Here is a 19,315-nt window from a genome sequence, read left to right as displayed (position 1 = left end):
AGGTTGCATGCCACATTCAGACTCCCCATCGACGTCAATGCAGGCCTTCGAAACTGTTGCGCGTCATGGGACCGAAAGGTCAAGCGGATATGCCGTCGTCCGTCGGTGCGATAGACCAACAGCTGCATCGCGCGAGGCTCGTTGAATGCTTGATTTCGTACATGGAGAATCCAGTATGGGCTATAACTTTGATCGCTCGATCTCCCGCCGCAACACAAATGCAATGGCGGAGGAAGGTTTCGCGAATTATCTGTTCGGAGCGGATGCACCTGCACTTGCACTCGAGATGCCGAGAGAAGAGCTGATATCGATGTGGGTCGCCGACATGCAATTCGCCGCCCCCGATGCCGCCATCGATGCCATTACCGAGCGCCTCAAACATCCCATCTTCGGCTACACGGCGGACCTGGACGAGCAGCTCTATCAGGCTTTCCACTCCTGGTGTGCGCAACGATACAGCTGGCATTTCGCTCGCGAGGAAATGCAGGTCTCACTCGGCGTCATACCAGCCCTCTTCGCACTCGTAGAATATGTGTGCCGCCCCGGCGACAAAGTGCTTAGTCTGACGCCGGCCTATGGATACTTCAAACACGCGGCGCTTCAGCGCGATCGCGAATTCGTGACGTCACGCATGCTCGCATCCGACGACGGCAAGTACTCGATCGACTTTGAGGACTTCGAAGCGAAAGTTAGCGATCCGGCGGTGAAGCTCTTTTTCCTCTGCCACCCTCACAATCCGACCGGCCGGATCTGGACAAGCGACGAGCTGCGCCGAATGGGTGAACTCTGCATCGCAAACGGTGTGAAGATTGTTTCTGACGAGATCCATTGCGACTTGCTAAGAACCGGAAATGCACACACGCCGTTGGCGAAGTTGTTCCCGGGTAGCCCAGACATCATCACGTGCATGGCCGTTAGCAAGACGTTCAATCTGGCAGGAATGATGATCGCGACCGTCATCATCCCGGATCCGGAATTGCGCTCAGAATGGAAACGGCGCCACTACCCGTTCGTGAACCCGCTCAGTCTCGCCGCCGCCATCGGTGCGTACCGCGATGGCGCTCCGTGGTTGGATGCGCTGCGGCTGTATCTGGACGAGAACTTCGCCCTGACTCAACACTTTCTGAGCGATCACTTGCCAAAAGCAAAATTTCGCGTTCCGGAAGCGACTTATCTGGCGTGGATCGACCTACGGACCTATTTCGACGATTCAGTCAACCTCACGCGTTTCTTTCTTGAAAAATCAGGCGTCGTTCTGGAAGGCGGAGAGATGTTCGTCGAGAACGGCGACCGCAGAGTGCGACTCAATCTTGCGTGTCCGCGGGCGCAGCTTCGGCTGTCCCTCGAACGAATCCGAGATGCAATTGTGAAGCAATACCATTGAATCAAGCCGACGTAAGGCAAGACAGCAGCATCAATTCAAACGAACCAAAGGAACACTTATGCCGCTCATTAACGTAAAAGTCATCGAAGGCGTTTTCTCCGCAGCCGACAAGGAAAAGATCATTTCTACCCTTACCGACGCCATGGTGTCGATCGAGGGCGAAAGCATGCGGCCCGTTACCTGGGTTATCGTTGAGGAAGTAAAGAGCGGTGACTGGGGCATTGCCGGCAACGCACTAACAACCGAGAGGGTTAAGGCACTGGCCGCAGGCCAGTAACTGGCTGGCCCTGAACGGGCTCCAGCGGCAGTGAAGCGACCATCGCTTATGCCGTTGGAGCCCTTTTTCATTGCTTCCACGGCATGCTACCTAAAACGCGCAGCCAGCGCGATTGATCGAGTGGGCCAGGTCACCGCTCCGAATTTCAACAGCCGCCCAGTGCGAAAGTGAGCATGACGACAAGAGGCGCCTGAGATCACAATAACCAATCCGCCGATCTTTGCGGCGGCTTGCGCGTCAAACGGCAGCGGCAGGTCGGGCGTGATCGTCATGCGGGCTTGCTGCGTGATTTTCGCCTCGGTCGCTACACCACCACCGAGGGCGGTCCACCGGAATTTGAATCCGATGCGCAAGCCGGGCACGGCCAGCTCGTGTAGCAGTTCACAATCAATGCTAGCCGTGCCCAAAGTAGTGCTAGCAATGTTCACTAATACTGCTAGCGTAGTGTTTTGCTCAGCCTAAGCGGTGGGCATCGATAACGTGATATCGCCCGCAGCGCGGCGTCGAAATTCGGAGCTCTGGCGAAAATCGATTGCGGAACAGTCTCGAGCAGGCTGTGGTGCACCCGGCAGTAGTCGGCTGACGGATCGAGCCACTCCCTCTTCCACCGTGATGCAGTGACATCGGCGTCGTTCAGAACAAGACATCTGAAGCAATACACCAAGTACTTCTGGTCGAAGACCCACTCATGCGGCGTCTGGATCATGCTCAGAATGCCATCGTTGAGCCGCGCTACGCGAGATAGACGGCTCAGAGTTGCGGATGGAACTGGGGGAAAGAGGATCCAGCCGGCCTTGGTCAGGCTAGGCATCGCTACGCCTGTGCCCGATTCCCAGATCAGGTCTACGCTCGTCTGATACCGCGCCGCGATTCGACCCAACCAGCTACCAAACGCCTCTTCCAGGAAGGGGCGAGGTGCGATGGGCCACGGCCGGTGGGTGTCAGACATACGCGCGGGCAACTCGTTCTAGGTGAGCGATATCGATGCACTCGTCACCGTTCCTGATCGCCAACTCTGCTGCTTCGTTGAGGATCGTAGATATGGCGCCAGTCAGCCCTCCGCTTATCTCGAGAACGAGCTGGACAATCTCACGTCGCGACAGATTCGATGGTTTTCGTAGCGGCAAGACTTTCTCGAACGCAGCCATGAGCCTGCGAAGACTTTCACTTTCCCTCCACCTTGGGATCTCGAATGGTCTGTAGCGGCTGATCATCTGTGAATCGGTCTGAAGCCCTAGAACGGCATCGCGCGTACCGACAAGGACCATGCTAATCTGCAGGTCGTTGGCTCGGTATTTTAGAAGGTTCAAAGAGGCGCGTTGCTCACGGTAGGTTCCGGCGAGCAGGTGATGGACCTCGTCTACGATTAGCATCTGCGGCGACATCCGCCGCAAGATGTCGCGAGCGAGCCGCTCGAGTGTGGCAAGCCCTGCAGCGGGGTTATGTGGCGCACCGAGCTCAAAGAGCAAGGCGGCGTAAAAGCGGTGCTGATCGGGGGTGGGAGGCATCTGTACGCTCACGACCGGACACCGCTCTACCCCGGTTCTCTCGTCGAACTCGCTGGGGTGCGCTCGCCTGAACTTGGCCGTTATCTTGGTTTTCCCGATGTTCGAGTCGCCGTGCAGCAGAAGACACGGCATGCGCTCACGTCTCGGCGTGTCATAGAGCCGCTGCAGTAGCTGTAAGGCTTCAGTCGCTCGGGGATAGTCGATCCACCGGTCACGTAGCAGACTCTTTATGCGATCCTCTTTTCCGAGTAGGACCTGATCTCTTGCTGCGGGTAGCAGATGCGCGAAATCATCTTGCTTCATGCTGGCCCCCTACCACTGTTCAACGTCATACGCGGTAACTGGTGCGTCGTAGTTTACCTGCTCGACCTGCCGCTGTTCAGTGAGTGAGAGATCTTCGATGCTGCTCTTCGGAACCAAACCGCCAGCTTGACGTGCCATGCGGCGTCGCGCTCGAGTAGCCCGCTGGGAAGTGACGACCAGTTGTCGCTGCTGCTCAACAGTCTCGAATATCTCCCTCTCCGATACTGCCCGTTGTCCCCTAGCCCGGATAGCTCGCAAAGCTGCTCGCTGTTCGAACAGCGAGATGGGAGGCCGACGCAAGTCCGCGTATCGCACTTCAACGAAACTGCCTCTGCCAGCGCTTACGAAGATGCGCGAGAGGTCTTCTGGGTGATAGCGGACCGTCACGGACCGGCGTGTTTCCCGCCATGCCGCGAACAAGGGATGCCAATAGCGGATCAGGAAGAGCTTGAGGCCGTCCCGCTGAATGGTCCGGGATGCGACTGGCAGGAACCGGATCAGAAACTTCAGTTCGGCATCCGGTTGAGCTGGCAAGCATCGTGAATCCGCTGCTCGCCATGTTTCCTGCCACTTTTGCGCGGGCTGAAGTCCCAACAAACCGCGGTGGGGGCCGCAGTGATAACGCCTACCGATCTCGACAGCCAGCCACTGCTCGAACTGCTTCAACGTAAGCGAAGCTGTCTTTTCGGCCTGGCGCGCCTTGCGCCCTTTGACTGACGATCCAGTCGAACCAGGGAGGCCACGTACGCGCTCCATCAAGGTCCTGTTCAGCCGCTCGATGTGGCCACCAAAGTGCGGCTTGCCCACCGGTCGGTACATCAGTTCAATGCCGTACTCGCGGCATCCACTGCGAAGGGCACGGCTTTTGAATTCGGCCGCGTTATCAAGATGCAGCGTTCGAGGGATACCGCGCATCGGCCAGTCAGCCTCAACGCCTAGTCTTTCGAGCCACGGCTCTTTGCGCAGAACTACGCGCGAGAGGAGCAAGCTTACCGTCGCAGCCCCCGGCCTCTCCATTGCGACATAAAAGCCAAGCACACATCTCGTAGCAACGTCGAGAGCCACAGACAGCCACGGTCGACCGATAATCTGTCCGTCCAGTTCGCTAACGAGCAGGATGTCCGCTTGCGTGTGATCAACCTGCACGATATCTAACGGATGTCGGACCTGGAATGTGCCAGGGGCAACTGCAGCGTTCGGGAGCGCAGCTCGTGCCAAAGCATCCTGCTCGCGATAGGAGAGCCACCGTCGAGCAATTGTTGACCTGCTTGGAGGCGATAGACCTGCAACGCTGCAGCGACGTTTCACCTCAAGTACAAGATCAGTTGCAGGATGCGCAAGGTGTCGCTGATCAGGGAGCCATTCGTGCACGGCCTCGTCGATGACGCATTCGACGGCGGCGTCCAGTCTGCTGTCAACGTCGGGCGTAATTTCCCCAGAAGTGTCGAAGTAAAAATCCCCACCCTGTGCGAACGGTGATCAGCCGCCATCGTGATCAGGTGAACTCCTACGGGGGCGGCCCGGTCGCCGGCGAGCGGGTTCAACGGGCACGGGGGTCAGCGAGGATGTGCGGTTGCGCAGATGGTCAGGCAGCAGATCGGCGTGCTCACGCAGGCGATACGACGACCCCTCGATTTGCACCACAATGGCGTGATGTAGCAGACGGTCAAGCAGCGCCGCTGCGACCACGCTATCGCCGAACACTTCGCCCCATTCGCCGAAGCTGCGGTTCGAAGTCAGGATGATGGCGCATCGCTCATAGCAGGCATTGACGAGCTGGAAGAACAGGTTGCCGCCGTTCGAGCCGATCGGGAGGTACCCGATTTCGTCAACGATCAACAGGCTGTTGCGTGCAAGGAATCGCACACGTTGCGTGAGATTGCCCTCGCGCTCGGCCTTGGCCATCGAGGCAACAATTTCGGCAAGCGTGCCGAAGTAGACGCTCTTGCCAGCTCGCACGGCTTCGACGCCGAGCGCGACGCATAGATGGGACTTCCCGGTTCCAGGCGGGCCGAGGAAGTGAACTGTTTGCCGCCGCTCAATGAACTCGAGCTGCGCGAGCGCCATGATGCGATCACGGTCCAGGCTGGGCTGGAAACTGAAGTCGTAGCCAGCCAACGTCTTGATCGTACCGAGCCGCGCAGTTTGCAGTGCCATCTTGATGCGCCGGGTTTCACGTGTCGTGAACTCCTCGCCCAACAAGGTTTCGAGCACCTCCATCATGGAGCTGTCGCCCTGCTCGAAACGCTTCATGGTGGCGTCCAGCGCTTCGAGCGCTCGCGGCATGCGCAGGCCAACCAGGTATCGGCGAATCCGTTCGAGTGTCGATGATGGCATGCTGTTCATGCAGGCCTCCCGGCACCGGCCAGGCGTTTGGCCACCTGGTCATAAAACGCCAGCGGGCGACGCACAACCGGCGTCGCTGGCAGTGGAGCGGCATGCTGTGTAGCCTGCTTCTGACGGTCGTGTGAACGTCGGTGCCCCGGCAGCAGCGATGTTCGTCGACGGCCTTCGAGCACTGGATGAACGGCCAGCAGCTCCCCGTCCTCGTAAATGCGGATCTCGTGAGCCAGGCTGTGAATGTCGAGCGTGCGCCTGCGGGTACGGTCCGGCACGCTGTAGTAGTTGCCGCCGACGGATACGAGCCCTTCGTGACTGACGCGCCGCTCAAGCCGGATCACACCGTTAAACGTTCCAGCGGGTAAGGCCTGCAATGCGGGCCGCTCCTCGCTGAAGTGCTGGGTGACGACACGATGCGTGGTGCCATGCAGGCGGACATTGGCAACCGTGTCGAGCCATTCGCGCAACTGACGGTTCATGTCGCCGAGGTTCTGGAAGCGGCGAGCCAGGAAGAAGTCCTGCCGGATGTACCGGTAGGGGCGCTCGACCTTGCCTTTGGTCTTGGCGCGATAAGCCTTGCAAGCCCGTGGAGTAAAGCTGTAGTGCTGCGCGAACGCGACCAGCTTCGCGTTGTAGACGATGTGCTTCTCGACCTCGCCCAGCACAGCGGTCTTCATCCGGTCGTAGAGAATCTCGCGCGGCACTCCGCCCAGATGTTCGAACGCTTCCATGTGACAGCGCAGCACCGTCTGCAGGTCCTGATGCTCAACGAATCGGCCCCACAGGTACCGGCTATGTCCGAGGACGATCGAGAACAGCCAGATCGAGCGTCGCTGGCCCGGTGCGTCGTCGAATTCAACGTTGAAGTGTGCGAAGTCAACCTGCGCCTGATGGCCGGCGGCGGTCTCGAAGCGCACTTCGAAGCCGCGCTGGCGTGGCGGCCGAACCTCCCGTACCAGGTCGCCCAGCGCAGTGCGACCACCCTTGTAACCCATCGCCCGGACTTCGCGCAGCAGCCGCTCAACACTGAGTTCCGGGAACGTGCGTACGCGTTCGGTCACATAGCTGACGAAGGGGTCGACTACACACGGTCGCGGTGCACGCGGGCCGTAGCGCGGCGCCTGAACGCCATCCTTGATGTATTTGCGAATCGTCTTGCGATCCATGTTCAGTCGAGCGGCGATGGCAGAGATACTCAGCCCCTGCCGGTGCAGTTCCAGAATCGTCATCACTTCTCCCAGCTCGACCACCGACACCTCCCAGGACGGATCTCAAGGGCGATATGGTCGGTGATCAGTCAGTGCGGTGCGCGGCATCCCTGCCGCGCACCGCACTCATGAAAACTGGGGAAATTTACTTCGACGAAAGTGGGGAGTATCTATCCGACGCTGACAGTCTGCCCCCGGTCGCCCTACCCGGCTGCCTTGGCTCTAATGTGCTGGCGACCGGATCTGCGAGGAAACGTCGACGCAGGCGATATACGGTGGTGCAGTGAACGCCTAATAGCTGTGCTGCTCGTTCAGCCTGCTGCCGGGAAAGCACGCCGTTGCCAAGCAGTCGAAGCACGGACGCAATCTTCGCTGCTCGAGCGGCCCGCTCTTCGATCGAAGCGTAAGCCCCCGGTAAAGGCACCGAGGCTCGTGAGGTACCGCTGATCAAGCCGCGGCGAGCGACCAGCGATGCGGAAGCAGCGACGCGATGTCGTCGGCACGATGCGTGGGCAGTCGGGTGAGCACGTCTTTCAGGTAGGCGTACGGATCATGGCCGTTAAGCTGCGCCGACCGGATCAGGCTCATGATCGCGGCTGCACGTTGCCCCGCGCGCAGTGAGCCGGCGAACAGCCAGTTCGAGCGGCCAGTCGCCCATGGTCGAATCTGGTTCTCCAGCCAGTTATTGTCGATGGGCACGTGCCCGTCATCGAGATAGCGCGTGAGCGCTTCCCAACGCTTCAGGCTGTAGTCGAGCGCCTTCGCGATCGCCGATCCTTCGGCAACGAGCTTGCGCTGGGTCACCATCCAGGCGTGCAACGCATCGGCAACGGGCCTGGATCGCTGCTGGCGGATGGCCTGTCTTCGATCAGGCTTCAGTTCGGCGACGTCACGCTCGACGTCGTAGAGTGCGCCGAAGTATTTCAGCGCCTGCTCGGCGATCTGGCTCTGGTGGTTGACGTGCAGCTCGTAGAATTTCCGGCGCGCGTGAGCGACACATCCGATTTCCGTGATGCCCAGTTCGAATCCAGCCTTGTAGCCGCCATAGTCATCGCACATGAGCTTGCCACGCCACACACCCATGAACTTTCGGGCATGTTCGCCGGCACGGCTGCCGGCGAAGTCGTAGACCACGGCCTTCAGATCGGCGAATGGCGTCGTGCTGTACGCCCACAGGTAAGCCCGATGCGTCTTGCCCTTGCCGGGCGACAGCATCTGCACCGGCGTCTCGTCGGCGTGCAGCACGTCGCGCTGCAGGAGCGCTTCGCGAAGCGCATCGACCAGCGGTTGCAGCCGTACGCCGCAGATGCCGACCCACGCGCCGAGCGTCGATTGCGGGATCGCCAGGCCCGCGCGAGCAAAGATGCGTTCCTGCCGATACAGCGGCAGGTGGTCGCCATATTTGGCAACCAGCACCTGCGCCAACAGCCCGGTGGTCGGGATACCCTTGTCGATGACGTGAGGCGGGACCGGTGCCTGGATCAGGGTCCCGCAGTGCCGACAGGCCCACTTGCCGCGGATATGCCGCTCGACTGTGAACACGCCTGGCGCATAGTCCAGCTTCTCGCTGATGTCTTCGCCCACGCGCTCCCGCTGGCAACCGCACTGGCACGTGGTGTCTTCCGGCTCGTGATGGATGTCCGTACGCGGCAGTTTCGATGGCAAGGGCACACGCTTCGGCTGTTGCCCAGGCCCAGCGGCACGCGTGGCCGGTTGAAGCTGTTCGAGCTCGGCTTCCAGTGCCGCCAGGTCTGCATCGATCGCCTCGTCGAGCAGGCTCATCTGTTCGGTATCAAGCTGCTCGCTGCGTTTGCCGAACTGCAGGCGCTTGAGCACGGAGAGTTCGTGCGTCAGTTGATCGATACGCGTTTGACGGTAGTGCAGTTCACGCTGCGTCTCGCCGACCTGGGTCATCAACTGAGCGGCCAGTGTGCGCAGTTGCTCCGGGCTAAGGGCATCGAGGTCGGCGGGCAGGTTCATACGGCCCAGTCTGCCAGAGCCGGCACCGCCACGGAAGCGAAACTGTTTACGGCACCGACGACGCGTTACACCACGCAGATGACGTGATCGTGCGTCAGGGTCTGCCACGGCAGCCCCGTCACGAGCGCCCGCAACTGTTCGGGATTCAACGCGACGGCGATTGCTTCGTGGCCGTTCGTCCAGACGAACCGGCCCTTGTTCAGACGACGCGCAGCCAGCCAGATTCCGAAGCCGTCATAGACGAGTACCTTCATGCGCGTCGAATGCTTGTTGGCGAACAGGTAAGCATGGTGAGGGCGCGCTGCGCCGAACACCTTCACCACACGCGCCAGAATCGTATCGGCGCCGGCACGCATATCCAGCGGTTCGGTCGCCAGCCATATCGCGTCGATGCGGATCACCGCAGCCATCCCTGCAACCAGAGCGCACAATCACTGGCCGACGATAACGGCCAACGCACGGTCACCGTCGCCGCACCCCGACGTACCTCGATCTGGATCTCCGTCGCCCCAGATGCAGCCCCGCACGTCTCAAGCTGTAACGGCACAAACTCTGCCGATGGCGCGCTCATCGACTTGCGGGCAGCTTCGGCCGCATCCCGTTCTTCCTGGGCGGCCACCCAGCTTCGCAGCATGTTGGCATTCAGGCGGTAGTGCAGCGCTACCGCCGCGATCGACACGTTTGGCTGCATCGCCGCACGGATCACCTGTGCCTTGAACTCCTTGCTGTGCCGCCGACGTCGCGTCGGTTGCACAACCTCCTGCATCACCTCGGTCTCATCCATCGTGTACATCTGTCCATTAAAAATTTAGATGGACACGATCCTCGCCTTCGCGCCTAACGCGATCAAGATGACTTCCCCGGGTGCTTACATCGAAGCCATATGGATCCCTATCAATCCACGCGACACGTGCAACGTGCTAGCAACGTTAGTGAACATTGGCCAAGTTTCTGTTGCAGAAACGCAACGGCCAAGCAGCCGCCAGAAAGCTTCAAAAAGTCCCTGTTCGCCGAGGCTTCTTTGAGAATTTCCGCTAGCAACGTTTCTGAACACGGCTAGCGCTAATAATGAACGCCTACAGCAGGCGTCATTTGTACCGCCTCCGCGGCGCCGAGAAGCCAGCTAGCTCAAGCTTTCTCGCCGGAGCAGTATAAGGACCTTCCGGTCGAGCAGCGGCAAACCTACGTTGCTGGAGCACTCGATACCGTCCGCTTTTTCGCGCCAACCCCGGAGTTCAACGAACTCTACAACACCTGTCTGTCCGGTAGGACCGTTGCACAGGTGACATCGGTAGTCGACGCTCGCGCGAGCCATCCCGAGCCGATAGATCAAGGTCTTATGCCATTAATCGTGAATAACTCGCTTGCAGCGGATTGCAATCGCCGCGGATTCAAGCAATAGCCGCGGGCCGGTCGTCAGCGAGATTCCGCGACCGTCGACTGCCGCACGCGGACCGCGGCAAGCCCAGACTTGGCATCGAGGACGGCGACAGCGGCCGCGTGCCCTTACGGACGAATGCCCTACGGGTCGCCCAGCATTCAATTTGTGACACCCGAATGCTGGACTGCTCCGTACAGTGCGAACCGGGCCGGACTTTACTCCCGGTTCCCGCCTCTACCCTCCGCACGCAAACTTTCATTCAAAACGTATCGCTCGGTTTTGTTCCAGCCACTGCAGTCGTCTGTCGACTTCGAGCCGGGGAGATATCGCGACGAGCTTATCGAGTATCGTTGCCAATTCCGTTGAACGGCCGCTGGCCCCCGGACCCAGTAGGATCCAAAGGAACTGCAAACAGGCATGGGCTCCAGTGCCTTCCATCGAGGACTCCTCAAGCTGCGATACTGCGTAACCACCGCCATCCAGTGGCGTTAGAAAATGGCGGATACTCAAGAATGCTTCTTCGAACACCGCTCCGGTGCCGACGCACAGCGCGGCAAGGTCGCTCGAAACTGACGCTCGCTTAAACCGCGCCTCGCGTGGCCAGACCGCATGAAAGATCGGACCGACAAAAGCGCGCCAGGTGCGCTCCGGCGAGTGCCCAATCTGCGCAACATAGATTCGCATGCACTGCGCGGCGCCGGCGAGAACGGTATGCGACGCACTGTATAGGAGGCGGCGAACCTCTTCCGTGGAAATAGGCGGCTTCCCGGTGCCCGGACTCATCCGCCAGCTAACCAGAGGATGCAGAAACCTGGAAGCAACGTGCACGGCGGAATGTCCGGTGGTCGTACCTGCCTCGATCGCCGCCTTGAACAGCGGGCGCTTGTAGGCCCGCGTCGCGGCGAACGACAGCGGGGCGCCACCCAGCAGCACCGATCGTAGCGCAATACCCTCGCTGTCATCACGGGACAGTCGTTCCCTGAGCGGTCCCAACGCAAGCCTCCAATCCGTATGTAGGATAAAGCCCGCGTTGTATGCGCACGCACCACGTCCGAACCATCCGGCCGCTGTGTCGGACCCGATTACCACCGCGAGCCGTTGACGGTCATCCCCGGCAATTGCACCATTCGCGTTGCGGTGGTCGAACCTGAGTAGCAGAAGCTCCGCGAGTCGTCCTGACGCACGATTGATCAGCCGGTCGTAAAACCTACCGGCGTCGTCTTCCGCAAGGGGTTCCTCGTGTTGTTCGCAGAGTCTCCACAATCGGTCCCACCACTGGCCCGCGCAGTATCGTTCCGAAACCTTTGTATATGCCCTGAGCAAATAGCTCAGCGCGGACAACAGGGGAGCTACAAAGTCATCTTCAGCGGCGCAAAGGCGATCAAATGCCCGGCGAACAAGGCCCATTGTGTCCGGCTTCACCTCGGTTCTCACCACCGTTAGCGTCGTGAGCGCCTCCAAAAAATCGTTCCAGAGGTCGAGGTTCTCGTTCGAGAGTGCCGCTGCATTCAGGAGCTCAAACGCCGCGGCCGGTTGTGCTGCGCAGTACGTGGACCAACTCAATCTGGACGAAAAGTCGCGATCGTTACGTAACGTCCGCGCGACGCGAAGTCTGTCATCGGGCTCGGCGTCGATCAGCGGAGCCGGGTCACCCTGTACTGAATGCACTCCGGTTGAATAGCTTCCAAATAGATCGGCTTCCTCATAATCGCCGGTGATGAAAGGGTAACGTAACGCGATAGCGTCCAGTTCTGCGAGCCCCTCAGCTGGCAACACGCCAGCAAGCCGGATCGCGGTTAGCATCAGCCAAACCCGGTAGTCTTTCGCCTGCGGACGCCAGTCGGCACCCTCGACCGGGTAGTCCTGATAAAGTGAGGGCGACTCCCTGAGAATACGCGAGACAATCTTCGCGACCGCCCCTTCTTGGGCTTCGCCGAGTCGTTCTCGCATTGCCAAAACCAGTTCCCGGTTGATATACCAGAAAGCCTTCTCCGGCAGTTCGAGAATCCCGGAAGCCGCTTCATCGGCAGTGAAAAGCGGTGTGAGCCTTAGCGCGTTGACCCACATTCGCAGACCTAGGAGGCCGGGCATACGCTTCCATGATTGCGCCAGCGAGCGAGCGTATTCCGGATCCACCGGTGTGAGTCTCGCGATGAGCGCCGAGAGTACGACGCACAAATGGACGCATCCGTCGTGATACTGGTTCTGGTCGTGCGCCTCGACGGCTGGCACATTCCCATCCAGTGCATCCCATTCGGAATTGACGATATCCAGCTCAACTGCGGCGGCGATAACATCTGACAGCGCGCCATTGCATAGCTCGGCTAGCCTGTGCTCGCGCCCCTTTACCTGAAGTACTGCGCTCACAACTCTGTCCATGTCGGACGGATCGTCGAGGGAAAGCGACACGGTAACAATATCGCGAAGCACCTTTGGCGCCTGCCGAGCACTTTCCCCGGTCGGCCACCACCGCGCCTTGAGCTCGACCTGGGGCGTGATCGCCTTGACCGCATTCCGTAAATCCTGATCGTCATGAATCGGCCCTTCCAGCGCCTGCGCGAGTCTGAAATGATGCATGATCACGTCATGACGCTTTGGCGGCATCTGCGCGAGCACCTTCCACGCCCGCGCCCACGGCTGTGGCACCTTCTGCAGCGCGAGGGCAAGGCGCACGCCGTCGGTAAATAACCGACCGAGTCTGCTTTGCCAGTGAATTGCGGTCTCGAGGCGCTTTCGCTCGGTCAGCGCTTGGAAGCACCAGTTCGCAATGATCTTCGGCGCATCATCAGGCTTCCAGAGTCCGGACGCGTTGAAATACTCGAACCACTCTGGATCCCCGACCGTCGCTGCCACCACATCCCACAAGTCGCTCTTTCCCTTGAGCAGCCATTCGGCCTCCTCGCGTTCAGTTGCGGTAACTGAAGCGAATGATCTGGCGAAAATCTTGGCTCGTTCGCGGCGTGCGAGCCGCGGTCGCTCGACCAGATCGGCCAGTTGGCCAAGATCCTCCCAAAGTGCATTGTGTGCGTTACCATCATCACGCCGCTTCCGGTAGGGGATCGGCACGACCGCGATTGTGTCCCAGCGTGCTTCCGTCTCCGCGGCGTCATGTTGGTAGGAGTCGAGCGCGTAGACCGATCGCAGATCGTCGAACCGGTCCCTGTCGCCTTCCATCAGGTTCAGAAAATATCGAACCGGCGCGTCGTTGGCGCTGTACCCAACAAGGACGAGTGTCTTGCACCGTACAAGGTCAAATAGAAAGCGTGACGCCCAACCCGACCGCATGTAGGCGTCACCGTATTCGGCGCTTGTAAGCACAAGCGGCGTAGCCTCGAGGCCTACAACAGCGTCCCGGATCCGGCCGTGCAGATGAACGATACCGTGACATCCATCCGTGCCGGGCGGAGGCAACGCCTGCCCTGCCAGACTCCAAATCTTCCCGCTCCCAATTCCTTCAACCTCATCTAGCGCGCGCTCGAAAAGACCTTCGAAGTTGGTTGTGACGAGCAGCAATCTGTTATCGCTGGCCCGCGATAGTCGAAGCAACGTCTTGTGGTGCTGCAAATCCGCTTTCGCCGAAGCGAGAATATCTGCTACCTCCTCATGAATTCGCTGCGGATTGACGAGGCGACGCGCCACGGCGCCGAGTGCCTCCTCGTATCGCCAGTGCTCGATAGCGAGCGACTCCGCTTTGGTTGGCACGACGCCGACACGTTCGTAGACCTGGGTGACGAGGCCTCCAAACGTCGGCAACTGAGGTGCGCTGACACCCGCGCCACAAAGAAGCACGACTTCGCCAGCGAGCATGCGGTCCACAAGATCGTTAGGAAACGCGGGGCCGTCGTCAGAGAATCGGAGTGTCAATTCAGTTATTCCTTATTCTTGATTATCGTGGACGCTCCGCGCGGCCCGTCGACGGCGAGCAAAGCAGTCGTCCTATTGTCGATACGAATTTGAGCCGCAGTTGTTCTGCGGTCAAGTAGATCATTGTGGTCTGCAGCGATGCCCGCTGGCACTTCCGCTAAAACGCCCAAATTCACTATCGTGACCTGAATTTATCCCAGCCACGGTAGAAGCCCATGGCCGAGCGCGACGCCGGCGGCCAGTATCGGCGTACCGACCATGTGCAGGAATTTCCTGTTTCGTTCAAAATCCGTATTGGTCGTCTCTCCAGCGCCGAAGCGCCTAGTAGTGGTGCTCAGGTAATACGATCAGGTCCGCCTCGGCCGCCTCGGCCGCCTCGAGCGCGCGCTCTATCTGCCCACGCAGGATCAGGTTGCCATGTAGGCCATAGAAGTACCTGGCGACGCGATGGCCGATGCGCCATCAAACTGCGTCAGCTTCCGGAGAAACAGACGTGCTCGCAGCGAACGCCGCGAACCGTCAAACAGAGAGTGATCTTCTCCGCGTTCGCGGTTACTCGCTCTCTATATCGATTCCCGACGTTGAATTGTGGTCAAACGTGCCAACGTCCTCCACCGGCATTTCGTCTGAAGCGACATTGCGTAGGACTGCAGCGTCATGCGAGCTTAGCCCGTTCAACAACCAAGGTGGCGCGCTGCAATAGAGAATCTGTCCTTTGAACTCTAATGCCGTCGCCTCGGTTCGCGCTCGTGCACACGCATTTTCAATAACGCCAAATAGCAACTCGAGTGCGGCTTCGCCTTGAGCGCGAATTGCTGGTGCGCTCTGCAATGCGTTCTTGGCAGTCTCCGCCAGATTCTCCGGGCAACGCCTATGTCGCGCCAGTCCTCCGATGACAAATTCGGTCACTTCGATCAGAAAGCCAAATTGCCCGCGCCCCGAGTTGGTCAATTTACTGAGAAAATCCAAGGACACGCGGAGCGCAGAACCGAAGTCAATGTCGTCCTCCGCCAGATGTGTTCGAAGCGAAGTGACTGTGGCGCGGGCCCATTCCGTGCCTTGGTAGAGTGCACTGATCAAGTCGTCGGCCGTCAACGAGATGAAGTTACGACCACTCCAGAACATTTTCATGCATGCCGCCGAGTATTCCCGATCACGCATTCGGCCTGACGCTCTGCACGATGCAAGGAGCGCTTGCGGCCATACGCCCGCGAGTCCGAAACTTGCCCCAATCAACCGCAGTCTCGCGTCCAGACACAGCAAAGTTGCGTCCAGCTCCATGCCCAGCGCTAATGTTGCCGCCTCCTCGGTCGAAATGACGTCGCGAAACCCCTGTGGGGCTCGGTGCCAATCTGCCGGGCCGTATGACGGTCGAACTTCACAGTACGTATCGATCGCGTCAACCACGTCCTGCAACATTGCGGTGCGTCGACCCCAGTCTTGCTCAGTCACTTCGACGATCGCCAGTTCGCCATTGTGTTCGATCGCGGTACCTGAGGCGCGCACGCGCTGTGACTCCTCAAGCTCATCACGTAGAAGCCCATAGGTCTTCGTCGAACAATATAGCTTCGGGAGGCTCGACAATGCGTGTAGGCAGTCGAGCCGCCCCAGTTCGATCAAAGTCGCGGCATCAATGACATAACCCGCATCGCTCCGAGACAACAAACTTTCCGCTTCGGCACGATGTGCCTCCGAGCCACCGCCGACATCCAACTTTGCTTCTTGGTTGGGCCATCCACAGACTGCGTCGACAACGCCGCGCCCCATCATTCGGCACACCCCTCCGATAGTAAAAGGAGCCTTTCGATACCCCTCCATGATTTGTCGACCGACTTCCGAGCTTCGGTGGAGCTGCGCCTTCAACTGGGAAAAATCCAGAGCCCCGTGTTCGTCTTCGGGCAGGTTGATTACCGAAACGTAGGATGACTGGGTAATTGAGCCCTTCAGCATTTCATGGGTGGTGTCGAGCAGGCGACGATACGCCGATCCGATCGTCACTACCTTGAACACCTTCGGCTCATCGAATGTTTGAGCAACGGCGACCTCGCTTCCAACAATTGCGCCAATAAAAGGGGCAACGTCCGTTGATGACGCGGAACGGAATTCGTCGGCATCTGGAAGTCCGTCGAACCCGATAGGATCGACAGCTCGGGTAAAGGGTCGCCCCGCATTGTCGACCACCGTAAAGTAAGTCCCCTCCTCGATCACGGGTCGACTAACTTCGAGGTGCGGCAGCGCTTTGTGTACGGCGAGATGGCCGGCCAAGTGCGCTGCCGCCACATCGACGTCCGCCATATTCAACCGGCGCATGCGATAGAGACGTCGGAGGCCGCGTTCCTCGAATCCATGACTCATTTCACATGTGGCAATTTGTGTCAACTCTCGAGAGGTGCCTTCGAGCAACTCGGGAATTTGATCCAGCACGGACAAAAGCTCCCCATCCGAGTCCCGAGCGGCCGTGGTCAGCCGAAACAACCAACTCATCGCTTGGCCGGGGTAGTGCCTCAGTTGAACCAATGAGAGCTGCTTGAGCAACGCCCAATCGCCGACTTCCTGACCGAGTTCCATGGCCAAGTGCCGCGCACCGTCGTTTTCGATCCAGCTCTCGTGAAGGGAGTCGAGAAGTTGCCGGGCCTTCGCATACGCACCGAGGCGCATGTAGCAAAATAGCAGATCGCTATGAAGCTCACTGTGCACCCCGGACCTTAGCATCGCAGCGTATATCTCGGCACATTCCTCAAATCGTCCAGCTTGGAAATAGGCCATCGCTAACATATAGCGCTCCTGCTCTACGCCCGTTTGGTTCACGAGTGTGGCCGCGCGGGCGAGCAGACTATCTGCCCGCTCCAAGCGGCCGGCGCGACGAAGCATGTCCGATCCGACCGCAATCGCAGCAATAGACGTCGATGTCGATAGGTCCTGGGCTTCTAGCTGTTTCATAACCTCATCGTGACGTCCGTCCTTCGCAAGCGCTTGCCACAGCAATACTCTGATCGATTCGACCGCGCGTTCGCAATCGGTCGGCAAGTTAGCCGCAGCCTCGATTGCTCGCTCAATCGGTTCGAGTTTTCCTACATTTGCACATGTCTGAGCGAATGTGACCAGGGCATCGGCGGGCATCGCGTGGAGTGAGGACAGCCCAACCTCCAAAGCGCGGTCGATATCACCACCGCCGCGATGGGCCTCGATCTCCAAACGGATAAATTCCGACCCGTCTATCGATCTCGCGCGCGCCTCACGCAGCAGATCTAAGGCGTCGTTGGTCCGCTTCAAAAGGACATAGACGTAGCCAAGGTTGACCACCGTCGCTTTCAGTGTCGCTGTTGACTGGACCGTCCACAGCTTTTCGTGCCGCGGCTCGAACGCCGCTGCTACGTCGCCCAGCGCATTCAACTCCGCCGTGTCAAGCATGCGAAAGGCGATGTTGAGCGGACTAGCCGCCACCCACTCAAGCGTATATCCCAGCGCCCTATCCCTGTTGAAGAAGCTTACGTCTTGAAGGTCCAACGCCTTTCGAGCTGCCGCGGCTGCTCCATTGATATCTCCGGCTCGGTAGCGGCTAAAGGCAACCAGTTGAAACGCGTCGGCCTCTTGGCGGTACTCACAAGGAATCGCGTCCTCCGCTAGCGACCCGCCTCGCACCAATTCCGCGTTTTTGGCGATTAACCAGACCGAAAGCGACTGCGGGAATCGCTCGAGCGCCTCGTGGCCAGCCTTTTCCGCCGCCGCGAAATCGTTCGCTAGCAACAAACCGCGCACCCGTGCAGCGGCGAGCTTGTCGTCGTCATCGCACAAGGCAGCTGCCTTTAGAAAATCAGCCGCGGCGTCCTGGTCACGGTCGAGATTGAAGCGGCATGTCCCGCGCATGAGGTACCAACGCGCGCGCTGATGCGCATCGAACGGTTCCAGATCCTCGCCGAGCTTTCCGAGGTCATTCAGCGCATCTCGGTACCGGCCTTCCCGAATTCGAGTATTGAGTTGATCGAGCTGTCGGGAGATGAGCTTGTTTTCGGATGATTCGCGCGAGGCAGGAATCGCACTTTGACCTCCCGTATTGCCCGTCGGTAGCGTCGCCGTTGAGATACCGACTGCCACGCCAACGGGAGAAGTGCCGTGATTCCACGCACCAGCATGCGCGCCGAGAGTGTATTGTTGAGCGCTTGCGTCGCGGATGATCTTGAACGCGCGAGCGAGGTCATCGCCAATCACCTCGGCCAAGGAATCGAGCGCTATCCCGCCTGCGCTCGCATTGAGTGACATACACGATGTCACAAACTTCGACCAGACGTGATTGGGATCGGCAGTGTAGCCACTGGACAGCAAACTCGAGCGAATCAGGTTGACGAGTTGCACGTGCTCGGGAGTGCCGTCTTCCTTTAAGTCATGCGCGAGGAAGCTCACATGTTGAAGGAACGTGTAGAGTTCCTCGTCGTCAATCGGTCTTCGCGCAAAACTCGCGACAACGGTTTTGAATGCAGAGACGGCGTTTCGCTTCAGTGCATTGCTAACCCCGACCGCATCGATTTTTTCGAGCCACTCTCGACTCGACAGCGACAGGCTTGCCGCCTTCGCAACTGCGGTCGCACCGCTCATGTGATGACGCCCGTCGGCATCATGAACGATAACGATGCGATCCTTGCCTCTTGAGAACAGCTCCGGTTGCTGATAGTCAAGCCAAGCCCCCCCGACTGCATCTTGGAAAGCTTTGGTCGACCGTCTTGCGGTCAGTCCTGATTTCATTTGGAAGAACACGCGATGCCGGTGACCCGCCGAGTTCTCGACTGTGCAAACCAGATCGTCCGTTTGCGGTCCATGCGCGCGTGCCTGGAAGCGCAGTTCTGCGATGACCCACCCTTCAGCAATTCCCGGGGAAGGCGCACCTAAACACATGTGGATCAGCTTGACAGCCTGGGCACGATTTTCGAATGTGACTCCCTGCCCTCCAGTCGACGCTGAACTCGCGGCCGATTTGGCCATTCCTTCGGTAGAGGACTTGCGTTGTGAAGACTTTCCCGGTCGACGTGTCTGTTTTTTCGTATTCGTATTCGTTTTCATGTTTTGATCTCTGCC

Annotated in this window: 13 protein-coding genes; 2 read left to right on the top strand and 11 right to left on the bottom strand. The window is 59.3% G+C overall.

Going from position 1 to position 19,315, the window contains the following annotated elements:
- Positions 1 to 175 precede the first annotated feature (175 nt).
- Together PQB87_RS24085 and PQB87_RS24080 are read left to right on the top strand one after the other, a co-directional pair.
- Complete coding sequence (locus PQB87_RS24085) at positions 176 to 1,384, top strand: MalY/PatB family protein (RefSeq protein ID WP_011548521.1); 1,209 nt, start codon at positions 176 to 178, stop codon at positions 1,382 to 1,384.
- A gap of 58 nt (positions 1,385 to 1,442) precedes the next feature.
- The gene (locus PQB87_RS24080) at positions 1,443 to 1,661 is read left to right on the top strand and encodes a tautomerase family protein (protein ID WP_011548522.1); all 219 of its coding nucleotides are present in this window, start codon (positions 1,443 to 1,445) and stop codon (positions 1,659 to 1,661) included.
- Positions 1,662 to 1,747: 86 nt separating this feature from the next.
- Here the strand turns inward: PQB87_RS24080 and PQB87_RS24075 are convergent, their stop codons facing one another.
- From PQB87_RS24075 to PQB87_RS24025, 11 genes are all read right to left on the bottom strand, one after another.
- Positions 1,748 to 2,089, bottom strand: a complete 342-nt coding sequence (locus tag PQB87_RS24075) for a hypothetical protein (RefSeq protein WP_011548523.1) — start codon at positions 2,087 to 2,089, stop codon at positions 1,748 to 1,750.
- An 8-nt stretch (positions 2,090 to 2,097) separates the two neighbouring features.
- Positions 2,098 to 2,610, bottom strand: a complete 513-nt coding sequence (locus PQB87_RS24070) for a TniQ family protein (protein ID WP_011548524.1) — start codon at positions 2,608 to 2,610, stop codon at positions 2,098 to 2,100.
- The gene (locus PQB87_RS24065) at positions 2,603 to 3,472 is read right to left on the bottom strand and encodes a TniB family NTP-binding protein (protein ID WP_011548525.1); all 870 of its coding nucleotides are present in this window, start codon (positions 3,470 to 3,472) and stop codon (positions 2,603 to 2,605) included. The genes PQB87_RS24070 and PQB87_RS24065 overlap by 8 nt, the downstream gene beginning before the upstream one ends.
- 9 nt (positions 3,473 to 3,481) lie before the next feature.
- A complete protein-coding gene (locus tag PQB87_RS24060) occupies positions 3,482 to 4,618 on the bottom strand; it encodes a TnsB C-terminal domain-containing protein (RefSeq protein WP_236593027.1) in 1,137 nt (378 codons plus the stop codon).
- A gap of 333 nt (positions 4,619 to 4,951) precedes the next feature.
- Positions 4,952 to 5,818 carry an IS21-like element helper ATPase IstB gene (gene istB / locus PQB87_RS24055; protein WP_489241748.1) on the bottom strand — a complete coding sequence of 289 codons (867 nt, stop codon included), beginning with the start codon at positions 5,816 to 5,818 and terminating at the stop codon, positions 4,952 to 4,954.
- Entirely contained in the window at positions 5,815 to 7,041 is a 1,227-nt protein-coding gene (gene istA / locus PQB87_RS24050) for an IS21 family transposase (protein WP_248557994.1), read from the bottom strand. The genes istB and istA overlap by 4 nt, the downstream gene beginning before the upstream one ends.
- A 426-nt stretch (positions 7,042 to 7,467) precedes the next feature.
- Positions 7,468 to 9,000: an IS66 family transposase gene (gene tnpC, locus PQB87_RS24045; RefSeq protein ID WP_034195837.1), complete on the bottom strand. Its 1,533-nt coding sequence runs from the start codon at positions 8,998 to 9,000 to the stop codon at positions 7,468 to 7,470.
- Between the two features lie 65 nt (positions 9,001 to 9,065).
- Positions 9,066 to 9,410, bottom strand: coding sequence for an IS66 family insertion sequence element accessory protein TnpB (gene tnpB / locus PQB87_RS24040; protein WP_133372528.1), 345 nt, complete (start codon positions 9,408 to 9,410; stop codon positions 9,066 to 9,068).
- Positions 9,398 to 9,784, bottom strand: a complete 387-nt coding sequence (locus PQB87_RS24035; RefSeq protein ID WP_226129905.1) for a transposase — start codon at positions 9,782 to 9,784, stop codon at positions 9,398 to 9,400. Before PQB87_RS24035 ends, tnpB begins: the two co-directional genes overlap by 13 nt.
- Before the next feature lie 852 nt (positions 9,785 to 10,636).
- Positions 10,637 to 14,245 carry an SIR2 family protein gene (locus tag PQB87_RS24030; protein WP_124919378.1) on the bottom strand — a complete coding sequence of 1,203 codons (3,609 nt, stop codon included), beginning with the start codon at positions 14,243 to 14,245 and terminating at the stop codon, positions 10,637 to 10,639.
- A gap of 552 nt (positions 14,246 to 14,797) precedes the next feature.
- On the bottom strand, positions 14,798 to 19,300 hold the full coding sequence (locus tag PQB87_RS24025; protein WP_124919377.1) for a tetratricopeptide repeat protein: 4,503 nt from the start codon (positions 19,298 to 19,300) through the stop codon (positions 14,798 to 14,800).
- Positions 19,301 to 19,315 lie beyond the last annotated feature (15 nt).

This window comes from Burkholderia sp. KL41 (assembly GCF_057005415.2).
Note: the sequence above shows the minus strand (reverse complement) of the source record. Positions and strands in the feature narration are given on the sequence as shown.